This window comes from Halogeometricum sp. CBA1124 (genome assembly GCF_009741955.1).
GTDB classification, from domain to species: Archaea; Halobacteriota; Halobacteria; order Halobacteriales; family Haloferacaceae; genus Halogeometricum; species Halogeometricum rufum.
Window position 1 is genome coordinate 1 of sequence record NZ_WPCD01000091.1, and the last position, 13,549, is coordinate 13,549.

At 67.8% G+C, this 13,549-nt stretch carries 14 protein-coding genes and 5 pseudogenes; 9 read left to right on the plus strand and 10 right to left on the minus strand.

Annotation, left to right across the window (positions count from 1 at the left end):
- The 3 genes and pseudogenes from GJ632_RS11975 to GJ632_RS11985 all read left to right on the plus strand — a co-directional run.
- Window positions 1–684 (plus strand): annotated as a pseudogene (locus GJ632_RS11975) (cell division protein FtsZ); the annotation flags it as partial.
- A gap of 165 nt (window positions 685–849) precedes the next feature.
- Window positions 850–1,023: a protein translocase SEC61 complex subunit gamma gene (locus tag GJ632_RS11980; protein WP_089805070.1), complete on the plus strand. Its 174-nt coding sequence runs from the start codon at window positions 850–852 to the stop codon at window positions 1,021–1,023.
- A 1-nt stretch (window position 1,024) separates the two neighbouring features.
- Window positions 1,025–1,471, plus strand: coding sequence for a transcription elongation factor Spt5 (locus tag GJ632_RS11985; RefSeq protein ID WP_089805072.1), 447 nt, complete (start codon window positions 1,025–1,027; stop codon window positions 1,469–1,471).
- 117 nt (window positions 1,472–1,588) lie between these two features.
- On the opposite strand, the gene GJ632_RS11990 is transcribed toward GJ632_RS11985, so the two are convergent.
- Window positions 1,589–1,891: a hypothetical protein gene (locus GJ632_RS11990; RefSeq protein WP_089805074.1), complete on the minus strand. Its 303-nt coding sequence runs from the start codon at window positions 1,889–1,891 to the stop codon at window positions 1,589–1,591.
- A 203-nt stretch (window positions 1,892–2,094) separates the two neighbouring features.
- On the opposite strand from GJ632_RS11990, the gene GJ632_RS11995 reads away from it, so the two are divergent.
- On the plus strand, window positions 2,095–2,829 hold the full coding sequence (locus GJ632_RS11995) for a PHP-associated domain-containing protein (RefSeq protein WP_177232530.1): 735 nt from the start codon (window positions 2,095–2,097) through the stop codon (window positions 2,827–2,829).
- Between the two features lie 21 nt (window positions 2,830–2,850).
- On the opposite strand, the gene GJ632_RS12000 is transcribed toward GJ632_RS11995, so the two are convergent.
- The 3 genes from GJ632_RS12000 to GJ632_RS12010 all read right to left on the minus strand — a co-directional run bounded on the left by GJ632_RS12000 (window position 2,851) and on the right by GJ632_RS12010 (window position 4,300).
- The gene (locus GJ632_RS12000) at window positions 2,851–3,126 is read right to left on the minus strand and encodes a hypothetical protein (protein ID WP_191453040.1); all 276 of its coding nucleotides are present in this window, start codon (window positions 3,124–3,126) and stop codon (window positions 2,851–2,853) included.
- 54 nt (window positions 3,127–3,180) lie between these two features.
- Window positions 3,181–3,714, minus strand: a complete 534-nt coding sequence (locus GJ632_RS12005) for a metal-dependent hydrolase (RefSeq protein WP_089805080.1) — start codon at window positions 3,712–3,714, stop codon at window positions 3,181–3,183.
- Window positions 3,715–3,778: 64 nt separating this feature from the next.
- On the minus strand, window positions 3,779–4,300 hold the full coding sequence (locus GJ632_RS12010) for a CinA family protein (protein ID WP_191453041.1): 522 nt from the start codon (window positions 4,298–4,300) through the stop codon (window positions 3,779–3,781).
- A 108-nt stretch (window positions 4,301–4,408) separates the two neighbouring features.
- On the opposite strand from GJ632_RS12010, the pseudogene GJ632_RS12015 reads away from it, so the two are divergent.
- The 4 genes and pseudogenes from GJ632_RS12015 (at window position 4,409) to GJ632_RS12025 (ending at window position 8,328) form a co-directional block, all read left to right on the plus strand.
- A pseudogene (locus GJ632_RS12015) lies at window positions 4,409–5,517 on the plus strand (pyridoxal phosphate-dependent aminotransferase).
- A gap of 65 nt (window positions 5,518–5,582) precedes the next feature.
- Window positions 5,583–6,831, plus strand: a pseudogene (locus tag GJ632_RS12020) (ArsA family ATPase).
- Window positions 6,832–7,121: 290 nt separating this feature from the next.
- Complete coding sequence (locus GJ632_RS24765) at window positions 7,122–7,244, plus strand: hypothetical protein (RefSeq protein ID WP_255473564.1); 123 nt, start codon at window positions 7,122–7,124, stop codon at window positions 7,242–7,244.
- 88 nt (window positions 7,245–7,332) lie between these two features.
- Window positions 7,333–8,328: a methyl-accepting chemotaxis protein gene (locus GJ632_RS12025; RefSeq protein ID WP_191453042.1), complete on the plus strand. Its 996-nt coding sequence runs from the start codon at window positions 7,333–7,335 to the stop codon at window positions 8,326–8,328.
- Between the two features lie 5 nt (window positions 8,329–8,333).
- On the opposite strand, the gene GJ632_RS12030 is transcribed toward GJ632_RS12025, so the two are convergent.
- The 4 genes and pseudogenes from GJ632_RS12030 to GJ632_RS12045 all read right to left on the minus strand — a co-directional run bounded on the left by GJ632_RS12030 (window position 8,334) and on the right by GJ632_RS12045 (window position 11,894).
- The gene (locus GJ632_RS12030) at window positions 8,334–9,176 is read right to left on the minus strand and encodes an SDR family oxidoreductase (protein WP_089807018.1); all 843 of its coding nucleotides are present in this window, start codon (window positions 9,174–9,176) and stop codon (window positions 8,334–8,336) included.
- Between the two features lie 75 nt (window positions 9,177–9,251).
- Window positions 9,252–10,018 (minus strand): annotated as a pseudogene (locus GJ632_RS12035) (endonuclease V).
- 3 nt (window positions 10,019–10,021) lie between these two features.
- On the minus strand, window positions 10,022–10,939 hold the full coding sequence (locus GJ632_RS12040) for a rhomboid family intramembrane serine protease (RefSeq protein ID WP_089805092.1): 918 nt from the start codon (window positions 10,937–10,939) through the stop codon (window positions 10,022–10,024).
- Window positions 10,940–11,360: 421 nt separating this feature from the next.
- On the minus strand, window positions 11,361–11,894 hold the full coding sequence (locus tag GJ632_RS12045) for an inorganic diphosphatase (RefSeq protein WP_089805094.1): 534 nt from the start codon (window positions 11,892–11,894) through the stop codon (window positions 11,361–11,363).
- Window positions 11,895–12,204: 310 nt separating this feature from the next.
- Between GJ632_RS12045 and GJ632_RS12050 the strand changes: the two genes are divergently transcribed.
- Complete coding sequence (locus tag GJ632_RS12050; protein WP_089805097.1) at window positions 12,205–12,561, plus strand: PadR family transcriptional regulator; 357 nt, start codon at window positions 12,205–12,207, stop codon at window positions 12,559–12,561.
- Window positions 12,562–12,588: 27 nt separating this feature from the next.
- On the opposite strand, the gene GJ632_RS12055 is transcribed toward GJ632_RS12050, so the two are convergent.
- Both GJ632_RS12055 and GJ632_RS12060 read right to left on the minus strand, forming a co-directional pair.
- Window positions 12,589–13,197 (minus strand): rnhA operon protein, encoded by a 609-nt coding sequence (locus GJ632_RS12055; protein ID WP_231751523.1) that lies wholly within the window; start codon window positions 13,195–13,197, stop codon window positions 12,589–12,591.
- A pseudogene (locus GJ632_RS12060) lies at window positions 13,190–13,549 on the minus strand (reverse transcriptase-like protein); the annotation flags it as partial. The pseudogene GJ632_RS12060 and the gene GJ632_RS12055, both read right to left, overlap by 8 nt.

Below are 13,549 nucleotides of genomic sequence, written 5' to 3' on the forward strand. Positions count from 1 at the left end.
CGAGTGCGGTCGCGCTCACCATCGCCATCGTGACGACGCCGTTCACCGCCGAGGGTGAGGTCCGTCGCACGAACGCCGAAGCCGGTCTCGAACGTCTCCGCGACGTGGCCGACACGGTCATCCGTCGTCCCCCACGACCGCCTCCTCGACGCGGTGGGCAAACTCCCCGTCCGACAGGCGTTCAAGGTATCCGACGAGGTGCTGATGCGCTCGGTGAAGGGCATCACGGAACTCATCACCAAGCCCGGTCTCGTCAACCTCGACTTCGCCGACGTGAAGACGGTGATGGAACGCGGCGGCGTCGCCATGATCGGTCTCGGCGAGTCCGACTCCGACTCGAAGGCGCAGGACTCCGTCAAGAGCGCCCTCCGGTCACCGCTTCTCGACGTGGACATCTCCGGTGCCAACTCCGCGCTCGTGAACGTCACGGGCGGGTCCGACATGAGCATCGAAGAGGCCGAGGGCGTCGTCGAGGAGATTTACGACCGCATCGACCCCGACGCGCGCATCATCTGGGGCACGTCCGTCGACGAGGAACTCGACGGCACGATGCGGACGATGATAGTCGTCACCGGCGTCGAGTCGCCGCAGATATACGGTCGCAGCGACGGCGGCGAGGAGATGCACAACGCGCCGCAACCGCAGGCGGCCCAACAGGGACAGGACATCGACTACGTCGACTAACGGACGCCGCGCCGGCCTCCCGTCTCGTCGCCCGGTCCCCGTCTCCCGGGTTCGTGACCGACTCGGATTCTCCCGCGGAGCGACGTCTGTGACGGTTTCTCGTACCGCAGGTCTCCCGATTGCATCAATAGATAGAAAAAGCCCGGCGTACAAGCCACGGCTAACATGGACGTCAAGTACGACCTGAACAGTTACGTGCGGGTGCTGAAACTGGCGAGCACCCCCTCCTGGGAGGAGTTCTCCCAGATCGGTCTCATCGCCGGCGCCGGCATCTTCCTCGTCGGCTTCATGGGGTTCGTCATCTTCGCACTCATGAGTTTCCTCCCCGGAGGTGTCTAGGGTGCCCATCTTCGCCGTCAAGACGACTGCGCGACAGGAGCAGACTGTCGCCGACATGATAGCCACCCGTGAGGAGCCGGAGATACACGCCGTCCTCGCCCCCGACTCGCTGACGAGTTACGTGATGGTCGAGGCGGACAACAACGCGGTCATCAACCGTGTCCTCGAAGAGATTCCGCACGCCCGCGGACTCGTCGGCGACGGGCAGGCCACCTCCAGCATGGCCGAAGTCGAGCACTTCCTCTCGCCGACGCCGGACGTGGAGGGCATCGCGGAGGGCGACATCGTCGAACTCGTCGCCGGCCCGTTCAAGGGCGAGAAGGCGCGCGTCCAGCGCATCGACGAGACGAAAGACCAGGTCACCGTCGAACTGTACGAGGCGACGGTCCCGATTCCGGTCACCGTCCGCGGCGACCAGATTCGCGTGCTGGATAGCGAGGAGCGCTGAGAGCGCACCTCGGGCGGTGCGAGCGGCGTCCCCGCGCGTTTCCAACGCCGACCGTTTCTGCGGGTGACTCCCCGTCTCGTTCTCGACCCTCACCACGAGCGTCGCCGCCGGCGACGGCTACAGTGCGCCGCGCTCTTTCAGCGTCTCCACGACCGACTGCAGGTCGGCCTCCGACTCCACCTCGCGCTTGACACGCTCCCGTTCGCGCACGTCGGAGGAGTTGGCGTCGTACGCGCGGACGAACTCGGCGCGGGAGTGTTCCTCGAACGCGTGGCGGATGGCGAAGTAGCCTTCGGGGACGATGGTGCCGCACACCTTGCACTCGTGACGCTCGTGTTCGACCGTCTGGTGGATGATGGCGTCCTCCACCTCCTCGAACCGCCCGTCACACTCGGCGACGCCGCACTTCCACAGGGACATACTGGCGGAGACGGATACAGGGGACTAAACCGTTCCGCAGGCCGGCCGGACGCCCCGTCGGCCGACTGTCACGTGCCGCCGCCGGGACCGACGGACGCCACCCGCCAATCGGTCGGAAGATAGTAATGACTAACCACGACGGCACCGCATCGGGAGACGTGACCGCTACGTCCGCGTCTCCCCCTGCGTCCACGCGCGTCGATATGCACGTGAAGATTCTGGACGAGCGCGTCGCGTCCCGGGCGAAAGCCCGCGGCATCGACGTGCTGGTGTACGCTCCGCACTTCGAACGCCTGCCCGACATCCGGGAGACGGCCGCGAAGTTCACCGACGACGAGTTGCTGGTGGTTCCGGCGCGGGAGGTGTTCACCGGGACGTGGCGGCAGCGTCGGCACCTCCTCGCCCTCGGCCTCTCCTCGCCCGTTCCGGACTTCATCACGATGGAAGCCGCGTTCGCCACCTTCGCGCGGCAGGAGGCGGCGGTCCTCGTCCCTCACCCCGGCTTCCTCAACGTGAGCCTCGGCCGCGAGGAGGTCCGCGCGCACGCCGACGAGATACACGCCATCGAGACGTACAACGGGAAGCTGTTCTCCGGGCAGAACCGACTGGGGCGGGAGTTGTCCGCGGCGTTCGGCATCCCCGGCTTCGCCTCCTCGTACGCCCACCTCAGCGGCAGCGTCGGCGAGGCGTGGACGGAGTTCGACCGGGCCATCGAATCGACCGAGGACCTCGTGACGGCCCTTCGCGAGGGCGCTCCTCGACGCGTCATGTACCGCTCGGGCGTCGGCCACGGCCTGCGCACCGCCCTCGAGTTCGCGCACCTCGGGTTCGAGAACTCGTGGGGGAAGATAGACCGACTGTTCCTCTCGGGGATGGAGCCGACCCACCCCGGTCACATCGCCTACGACGGCGACTTCGACGACGTGCGGGAGTACTGACCGCGACGCCGGCGGGGCGGGCTACCGTCGAGCGACGACGAGGTAGAGGACGAGGACGATGCCGGCACCGACGAGGTTGCCGACGAGGCCGGCGAGGAACGTCGCCGCCGTCCACGCGAGGCGGTTCGGAACCCGGTTTCGCTCGGCGTCGTAGTAGACGAACAGCGCCGGCGCGATACCGACGAGGACCAGAATCAGGAACAGGACGAGCAGTTCCGGACCGCCCGGGAGACCCGGGAACAGCGGTATCGACCGGAACGCGGCGACCGGCTGGAGGGACTGTAGAACGACCGACATACTCGCGCCGTTCACGAGCGTCGTGTTAAACGGTGGCGATACGGAACCGTCGCCTCAGAACAGGCCGAGGAGCGCGGCGGCTTCCGCGAACGACGTGTCGAGGGCGAACACGTAGTAGTGGACGGCGGCGAGGACGGCGAGTTCGACGGCGGTGACGACGAACGTGACCGGGTTGGCCCACTTGCTGGAAGTGGCGACGCCCGTCGGCAGGTCGTACTCCTGCGAGGAGAGCGGGTAGAACAGCGCGATGCCGCGCTTGGACCCCACCACGTCGAGGACGTAGTGCGTCGCCACGCCCACCCAGACGAACTGCAGGTTGCCGAAGACGTACGGGAAGGCGACGAAGACGGCGAGGACGGGGAGGTTGTGTAGGGTCTTGCGGTGCTTGCCGAAGGCGGTGTCCACGTCGGGGAACAGTGCGCCGAGGATGACCGGGAGCGACAGTTCGGCGACTCTCGTGCCCGCTTCGAGGGCGAGGGCCGCGGGCGTCTCCTCGACGAGGGGTCCCGACGTCGGGTCGACGGCGAGGATGACGCCCAGTCCGACGGCCAACAGCGCGCCGTTCGTCACGTGCCCTTCTTTGTTCATGAAGCGACTGTCTGCGCGCCGAGAACACAAGCGTTGTGCCACGGCCGGAATCGTCTGCCGTCCGTCAGACGCCCCGCGATTCGACGGCGGTCAGCACCGTCTCCAGCGCTCGGCGGGCTATCTGCTCCTTTATCGCCGCTCTGTCACCGCCGAACTCGTATCGGTCGACCGTCGTGTACGACGCGCCCGTCCCCCAGTCGCCGCGGTGCGCCAGTCCGACGAACACCGTCCCGACCGGTTTCTCCTCGGTGCCGCCCTCGGGGCCGGCGATGCCCGTCGTCGCCACCGCCCAGTCCGTGGCGGCGGTGTCGCGGACGCCGGCGGCCATCTGTCGGGCGACGGGTTCGGAGACGGCGCCGTGTTCGTCCAGCGACTCCCGTGAGACGGCCAACGCGCGCAGTTTCGCGTCGTACGAGTAGGTGACGACGGAGCGGTCGAAGTAGTCCGACGACCCCGGCACGTCGGTGAGCAGCGATCCGACGAGTCCGCCCGTGCACGACTCGGCGACGGCCAGCGTCTCCCCCGCCTCGCGGAGGGCGTCGCCGACGCGGACTTCGACCGGCGGGTCCGTTGCGAACTCTCGCATACGTGCGTCGAGGGGCGGCGTCGACAAAAAGGCCCTCCGCCGGCGGCCGCGCGCCGACCTGCCGATGGCGAAAGAGCCACGACCCTCCACTCCGAGGACTCGGACGAGATGGGCGACGACGCTTACGACGAACCGCTGTTCTTTCAGGTGATGCAGTACGCCGCGCGGGCCGACAGAGACGTCGTGGGCATGGTCTCTGGCGACCCCGACTGGGAACCGCCGCAGGCGCTCCGAGACGGCCTTCGGGAGTACGCCGACGCCGACTCCGACCAGTTCCAGTACCCGCCGAGCGAGGGCCTCCGCGAACTCCGAGCGGAGATAGCGGAGCGACGGAACGTCGACCCCGCGCGCGCGTCGTGACGAACGGCGCGGGCGAGGCGAACTACCTCACGATGGCGCGCGCGATGGAGCGCGGGTCGGGGTCGGAGTTCCTCCTCACCGACCCGGTGTACCCGTACTATCCGGGGAAGGCGACGATGCTCGGCGGCGAGGCGACGAAAGTGCCGGTGCTGGAGAGCGGCGACCCGGATGTGGCGGCGATGCGCGAGGCGGCCTCGCCGGAGACGGCGGCCATCCTCGTCAACACGCCGAACAACCCGACCGGCGCGGTGTACGACCGCGAGACGGTCGAGGCGCTACACGATGTCGCCGTCGAGAACGACGCCCTCCTCCTCGTCGACGAGGTGTACGACCACTTCGACTTCTCCGGCGACTTCGAGAGCGCCCTCACCCTCGACTCCGACCGGGTGCTCGTCACCTCGGGCTACTCGAAGTCGATGGCGATAACGGGCTTCCGCGTCGGCTACGCCGTCTTCCCCGAGGAACTCGTCTCCGAGGCGAAGACGCGGCACATGCTGGTGAACGTCGCCACGAACCGCCCCGGGCAGGTGGCCGTCCTCCGCGCACTCCGGGAGACGCCCCCGGACTACTACGAGGGGACCCGCGACATGCTCCGGGAGCGAATCGGCTCGTTCACCGACGCCCTCGACGCGGCGGGGGCCGCCTACACGAGTCCGCGGGGGGCGTTCTACGTGCTGGCGCGCTTCGAGGACTTCCCCGGAACGCTGTCGAACGTCGAGACGCTGATAGACGAGGCGGGCGTCGCCGGGATGCCCGGCGAGGCGTTCGGCGACGCGTACGCGGACTGGATTCGGTTCGCCCTCGTGACGCCGCGGGCGGACGAGGCGGCGTCGCGTCTCGCCGACTACTTCGCCTGAGAGACTGCCGACAGGTCGCTCCGCGGACCGACGAGTACACAAGTCCCCACCGCGTGCGTCCCGCTATGACGAACATCGACGTCGAACCCGTAGACCACGTCGAAGGCGAAGACGACGGCTCCGACGGCGGCGACGCGGCGGCCGACGACACGGAACTCTCGGTGGACGTGGAGACGCGGACGACCGACGAGACGGACCTGCCGGAGTACGTCGACGCCCCCGAGTACGTCCTCTACGGCGGGAAGGGCGGCGTCGGCAAGACGACGATGGCGGCGGCGACGGCGCTCTCCTCGGCCGCCGCCGGCACGGCCACGCTCGTCGTCTCGACGGACCCGGCGCACTCCCTCTCGGACACGCTCGGGACGCCGGTGCCCGCCGAACCCGCGCAGATACGCGACGACATGCCCCTGTACGCCGCCGAAATCGACCCCGACGAGGTCATCGAGGGCCCGTTCGCCACCGAGGAGGGCGCGGGCGGGTTCGACGCCGCCGACCTGGACGCCGACGACAACCCCCTTCGAGGACGACGGCGACGACGCCGCGAACGACGGCCCGTTCGGCGGGCCGGGCGGACAGGCCGGCGACGCCGGCGCTGGGAACCCCTTCGGGATGGACATGGGCGGGATGGAGGACGTCCTCGGCGACATGATGGGGCCGGGGTCGATGCCCGGCGCGGACGAGGCGGCGGCGATGCAGCAGTTGGTGGCGTACCTCGACGACCCGCGGTTCGACCGCGTCGTCGTGGACACCGCGCCGACGGGCCACACGCTCCGCCTGTTGGAGTTGCCCGAACTGATGGACTCGATGCTCGGCCGCATCGCCCGCATGCGCCAGAAGTTCTCCGGGATGATGGACAACCTCAAGGGGATGTTCGGCGCGGGGGGCCCCCAGCAGGCGGGGATGGCGGACTTGGACGAGTTGCGCGAGCGAATCGAACGCCTGCGCGCGGTCCTCCGCGACCCCGAGCGGACCGACTTCCGCGTCGTGATGATACCCGAGGAGATGAGCGTCGTCGAGTCGAAACGCCTCGTCGACCGACTCGACGACTACGACATCCCGGTGCAGACGCTCGTCGTCAACCGCGTCATGGAGAACCTCGCGGACGTGACGACGACGCCCGTCGACTCGGAGTGGGTCGTCTCGCCGAACCTCGAGGAGTGCGAGTTCTGTCAGCGGCGGTGGAGAGTCCAGCAGAACGCCCTCCAGCGTGCGACCGACCTGTTCCGCGGGCGGAACGTCAAGCGCGTGCCCCTCCTCGCCGACGAGGTGAGCGGCGAGGCGGCCCTGCGCGTCGTCGCCGCCTGTCTGGCGTAGGACCGCTCTGGAGTCCCCCCTATCAGCGGTGATATTCGGCACCAATCTTTATCACGTCCTCGGTGACGGAGAGTCGAAAGTGGGGGATTGCCACTTTTCCGAGGATAAAACGCAAACATGCTACGACGTATTCAGACGCTCTTTCGGGGCGCGAGACGCGACCCGTCTGAGATGGGAAACGACGCACAGAGGGGGATAGAGAGGGGAAAACCGAAGGGTGATCTGCGAAACGACGGCGGTGTCGTGACGGCGCAACCGACAGACGGCGCGACGACCGGGGCGACGTAGAATTGCTCGTCGAATACCAGTCCGCCGTCCTCGACAGTCTCGGGCGGGACGCTGAACGCCTCGCGAAGGGGGACCTGACCGTGACGTTCGACCTCCCCGACCCGCGACGGACTCGGACGCTCTGACGGACGCGCAGGCCGACTTCGACCGTTTCGCGGGCGACCTGCGGACGGCGACGGAGAACGTCCGCGCGTCGTCGACGACGCCACCGCGGTGTCCGAGGGCGTCGCCGTCGCGGGCGAACGGGTCGGGTCGACGACGGAGGAGGTGACGAACTCCATCGAGGAGATAGAGTCCTCGACGACGGAACTCGCGACGGGGGTGGACGGACTCGCGGACCAGTCCGAGGAGGTGACCGAGACGGTGGCCGACCTCTCGGCCTCCATCGAGGAGATAACGGCCTCGACGGAGACGATTCGACGGCAGTCCGACGAGACGACCAGCATCGCCGCCGAGGGGGAAGCGGAGGTCGACCGGGCGCTCACGCGAATCCGGACGGCGACGGAGTCGTCGGCCTCGGCGGCCGACGAGATGGACCAACTGGAGACGCGCATCGCCCGCGTCGAGGAGATACTCGACGTCATCGCCGGCATCGCCGACCAGACGAACCTGCTCGCACTCAACGCGAACATCGAGGCGGCGCGGGCGGGCGACGCCGGCGAGGGGTTCGCCGTCGTCGCGAACGAGGTCAAGACGCTGGCGACCGACTCGCAGGCGTCGGCGGACGAGATAACGAGCATCATCGAGGACCTCCGCGACCAGACCAACCGGGTCACCGACCGCATCCGGCAGGCGAACGACGAGATACGCGACGGGACGACGGCAGTCGCCGACGCGGCGACGACGCTGGACACGGTCCGCGAGACGGTCGACGCCACCGACGACGGCCTCGAAGAGATAGCCGAGGCGGTGTCGCGACAGGCCGACAACGCGCAGGCGGTGAGCACGCTGGTCGACGACGTCTCGACCACCGCGAACCAGATGAGCGCCTCGCTCCAGCAGGTGGCCGCCGGGGTGGACGAACAGACGACGGCGATGGACGCCGTCGCACAGGTCGCGGTGGGCCTCGGCGACGACGGCGAACTGCTCCACGAACTGGTCGACGCGTTCAAAGTTGACGACGACGAGTCGGCCGCCCTCGACGAGGTGGACCTCGACGCGGCGGAGACGAACATCGAAGCGGAGTCGGAACTACTCGAAGAGGTCTAGCGCTCTCACGCGAGTTTTCTGAGGTAGCTGTACGCCGTGTCGAGCCACGAACGCGGGAGGAAGCGCGCAAGCGCGGCGACGCGCGCGGGCGTGCCGGGGTAGTAGCGAGCGCGGGGTTTCGTCGAGGACGCGGCGTCGACGATGTCCTCCGCGACCCGTTCGGGGGGGATGGCCGCCGGCCCGCCGCCGCCGAGCAGTTGCGTGTCCGAGAGCAGTTCGTAGAACGACTCGTACGCGCCCGAGCGCTCGATACCGGGAATCTCCTCGCCGCCGTCCACCTCCGTCTCGACGCGGTCCGTGAAGTTCGTGGCGACAGGCCCCGGTTGGACGAGGACGGCGTCCACGTCGTACTCCGCCACCTCGTTCCGGAGCGCGTCGGTCATCGCGCCGAGCGCCGACTTCGACCCGGCGTAGACGCCGCCGCCGGGGAAGGAGATGTCGCCGGCGACGCTGGAGACGTTCACGACGGTGCCCTCGCCCTGCCGGCGCATGTGGGGCAGGGCGGCGCGAATCAGCCGATGCGGGCCGTAGACGTTCACGTCGAACTGTCGGTGGACCTGTTCGGTCGGCACGTCTTCCAGCGGGCCGAACTGGCCGTAGCCCGCGTTGTTGACGACGCAGGTGAGATGTCCCTCCTCCTCGACGATTCGGTCGACGACGCGTTCGACGTCGTCGTCGTCGGTCACGTCGAGCGTCGCCAACTCACAGCCCTTCTCGCCCAGCGTCTCGATGTCTGCCGGGTTGCGGGCCGTCGCGTAGACGCGCCAGTCCTCCTCGAGGAACGACAGCGCGGTGGCGCGACCGATGCCGGACGAACAGCCGGTGATGAGGACCGTCTTCGGATGCACGTTCACGCTGTCTCCCCGCGGCGAGTTAATTGTACGCGGTTCGGCGACGGCGTGCGACGCGGCCGCAGCGACTGCCTATCGGTACTCTGCCTTCGCCTCGTCGGCGTACGCGTCCGCTCGCCGGGTCGGTTCCGGGAGCTTGTAGCCGCCGCAGAGGCGAGAGACGAGGTCCGTCGCCGTCGGCACGGAGACGCGGTGGCCGGGGCTGACGTACAGCGGGTTGATTATCGGCTCCGAGTCGTACTGCCGGGACTGGTAGGCGTGGCCGATGACCTCGCCGGGGTCGGCGTTCTCGACGGTGTCGTCGGCGACGACGTCGGTCCGCCAGCCCTCGGGGCGGCCGTCCACGTCCTCGGTCGGGCGGCCGCACAGCAGGCTCTTGGCGACGCCGACGCTCGGCCTGTCGAAGACGACGCCGAGGTGGGTGGCGAGGCCGGCCTGCCTGAAGTGGATGCGGCCGCTACCGTCGAACAGCAGCAGGTCCGGGTCGCAGGAGAGTTTCTCGAGGGCGGCGACGATGGGCCCACCCTCGCGGAAGGAGAGCAGACCGGGGACGTACGGGATTTCGAGGTCCGTCACGGCGTGGACGCGTTCGACTACGGTGTCGCCGCGGGAGACGACGACGGCGCTCACGCCTCTGTCGTCGAGGAACGCCTGGTCGACGCCCGCGACGAGGGGTCGCTCGCCGGTCAGCGACGCCTCGGTGCCGAGCGACACGTCGCGCGGGTCGAAGTCGAACGCGTCGGTCCAGTCGCGGCCGCGGCGACGTCGAACTGGAGCGTCTCCATCTCCTCGCGGGAGAGCGCGGGGTCGGGGAGGAACTCGGGGCGGACGGGTCGCATCGGTCAGAACCTGCGGCCGGGGCCGCCCATCCCGCCGCCGCCACCGCCGCCGCCGAAGGAGAGCTTGTTCGGCACGCGGAAGCGACCTTTGACCCGGCGGCCGTACGCCAGTCCGATGACGAGGCCGACGAGGTGGGCGAAGTGGGCGACGTTGCCCTGTCCGAGGTTGCCCGCCGCGCCGGGTTGGAGGAAGAACACCACCGAGATGCCCGCGAAGCCGAGGGTGAACAGCCAGAGCGGGACCGGGATGAGGAAGTAGAGGTATATCTTCAGGCTCGGGTTCAGCACGGTGAGGACGCCGAGGACGGCGAATATCGCGCCGGACGCGCCGAGGACGGCCGTCGGGACGCCGGGTTCGAGGAGTATCCCGATACCGACGTGCGACAGGCCGGCGAGGATACCGCTCCCGAGGAACAGCGCGGCGAACTTCCGGGAGCCGATGTACTTCTCCACGAGTGGGCCGAAGAAGTACAGCACGATGCTGTTGCCGACGATGTGGAAGAAGTTGTACGGACTGTGAGCGAAGACGGACGTGAACCACGTCCAGACGTAGAACGGGTTCGACGAGGAGAGCGCGAAGATGTCGATGAACGTCCGCTGACCGGCGAGGAGGAGGACGACCCACTCCAGGGCGAACGTCACCCACATCAGGCCGAGGAAGACGAACGCCATGTTGTCGCGGAAGTAGCCCAACGGACCGCCGGTGCTGGTCAGTCGCTCGACGACGCCTTCGGAACCGCCGGCGTCGTTCACCGAGTCGTCGAAACCGCTGTCGAACACCCCCGAGGGGTCGTCCCACTCCGAGAGGCCGGGACAGGCGTGGTTCTCCGGCAGTCGGTGCTCCGCGCAGAACGTCTGCCCGCACCGCCGACACTGGTACGGCAGATTCTCGTGCTTCCCACACTCGTCGCACGTAGCCATTGTGCAGGGCTAGTCGCGGCGGGCTAAAAGCGGTTCCCCTCTCGCGTCCGGCGGTCGCACGGGCGGCAGGCGGTTCCCGGGGGCGTCGCCGGTCTCGGGCGCGCGGGCCGTCAGGCGTCGTCGGCGGCGACGGGTCCGTCCCGTCCGTTCCCGTCCCCTCGGTGGCGTCGCCGCCCGGACGGTAGTTGCTCGGGACGACCGTCGCGTGTGCGATGCCGACGCGGTCGTCGCGGTCGGTGGGCTGTTTCGTTGCCATCTCTATTCGAACGTTGCCGCGCCACCGCCTAATAATTACCCATGCGCATAATTCATTCCGAACGCGGGAACGGATAACTCGTGCGTATGACTCCCGGTGGCGACTCGGCGCGCGTCGGGGGCGGCGCCGTCGCTGGCGGCGTGAAAAAACGGAGAGAGAGGGCGGTTACGCGAAGTTCTCTTCGTAGAGGTCCATCGCGTGTTCGATGGCGTCCTTGGCGGCCTGCGCGTCCTCCCAACCGAGCGTCTCGACTTCCTTGCCCTTCTCGAGGTTCTTGTACGTCTCGAAGAACTCCGCAATCTCGCGCTTCTGCTGGTCCGAGAGGTCGTCGACGTCCTGCACGTCGTCGTAGCGCGGGTCCTCGGTGGGGACGGCGATGACCTTGTCGTCCTTCTCGCCGTCGTCGTCCATGCCCATCAGCGCGACGGGGCGGGCCTCGATGACGCACCCGGGGAACGTCTGGTCCTCGACGAGGACGAGGACGTCGAAGGGGTCTTCGTCGTCGTAGTACGTCTGCGGCATGAAACCGTAGTCGGAGGGGTAGTGGACGTTGGAGTGGAGCACTCGGTCGAGGACGACGCCGGGGACGTCCTTGTCGTACTCGTACTTGTTGCGCTCTCCCTTCAGGCACTCGACGACCGCGTAGACCACGTCGGGTGCGTCGGGGCCGGTCTCCAAGTCTTCCCAGAGATTCGTCATACGTCTTGCCTCTCGCACAACGCGGAAAAAGTCCTTTCGCATCCCGTACTGACGGGCGACCGCACACGCGCAGGTGAAAACCACCGGACAGCCGTTGTTGAACTGCCTAGCGGACGTGGAATAATCTCCGTGGAATCTCTGGGTCGTATCGGTTAATGCACCGATAAGCGCACAGATAGTCGAAATGAGGCATTAGCGACGGTTACTGTGTATCGGCGTCCTGAAATCATCCCGGGGGAATCCCGAAATAATCTCTGCAACAAAGCGTCAGTTGAGAAGCGTTAAATAGTTAGGTGACATTTCCCCGACTATGTCAGAGGCACAAACAGTCAACGACTCGGGCCTGGCACGCGATCTGACCGCGTTCCAGCAGAACATCCTCGTCATCCTGGCCGAGGAACCGATGTACGGACTCGCTATCAAGCGCAATCTCGAAGACTACTACGGGACGGAGGTCAACCACGGCCGCCTGTACCCCAACCTCGACGACCTGGTCGAGATGGGTCTCGTAGAGAAGAGCGAACTCGACAAGCGGACGAACCAGTACGAACTGACCGAGAAGGGCCACGACGCGGTCCTCGACCGCTTCGCGTGGATGCTCGACAAGTTCGTCACCGACGAGACGCGCGCGGACGAAGTGCGCGAACTCATCGACGCCAACCTGTAACGACGACGCGACCGAAGGGAGAGTTCGTCAGAACTCGGGCACGTCCGCGTCGGCGGCTTCGAACACGCGTTCGACGCTCTCGCGGACGACGGTTTCCTGTTTTTTCGACGGCCACGCGTTCCGTGGATAGTACTCCGTGAGGAACTCCTGTATCTCGTCGCGCGAGGCGGCGTCGGCCCGGCGCAGGTAGTGGTTGCCCATGAAGTCCGCGAAGATACGGGCGTTCGCGGCGTGCGTCGCGCCGTCCTCCGCCTCGACGGCGTCGACGAGTTCGGCGTTGTGTTCCTCGACGGCGTCCCAGTCGCCGTCCACGTCGGCCCCGGTCAGCGGAATCTCGTACGCCCGGCCGGTGTCCTCGATGCGTTCGACGCGGACGACGCCATCGTCCATCCACTCGGCGGGGTGCAGTACCAGCGTCTCGTCCTCCTCGCGGATGCGGGACGTGAAGTCGTGGTCGGCAAGCATCTCCGCGCGCCGGCCGCGGTACGCCGCCGCCTCGTTCTCGTCCACCGCGTCGCGGGCGAGTCGGGTCAGGCGCGCCGCGCCGTCCACGACGGCCTCGGGTAGTTCGCCCGTCTCGCTGTCTGCCGCCTCGCCGTCCGTCGCTTCGCCGTCTCTCCGTGTCTCCTCATGCATGGTCGAGGGCCTCGTTCGCTAGTGAGTCGGCGCGGTCGTTTATCTCTCGCGGAACGTGTTCGAGCGACCACCGGTCGAACTTCTCCAGCAGTTCGCGGACGCGCACGCGACGTTCGCGGAGTTCGGGGTTGTTCGTGTCGTACTCGCCGCGCACCTGCTTGACGATGAGTTCGGAGTCCCCGCGGACGCCACCTCGTCGAAGCCGTACTCCGCGGCGACTTCGAGGGCGCGGATGAGCGCCTCGTACTCCGCGCGGTTGTTCGTCGTCTTCCCGATGGTGTCGGAGCCCTCGCCGACGATGCCCTCGGAGGTGACGATGGCCCACCCGATGGCGGCGGGGCCGGGGTTGCCC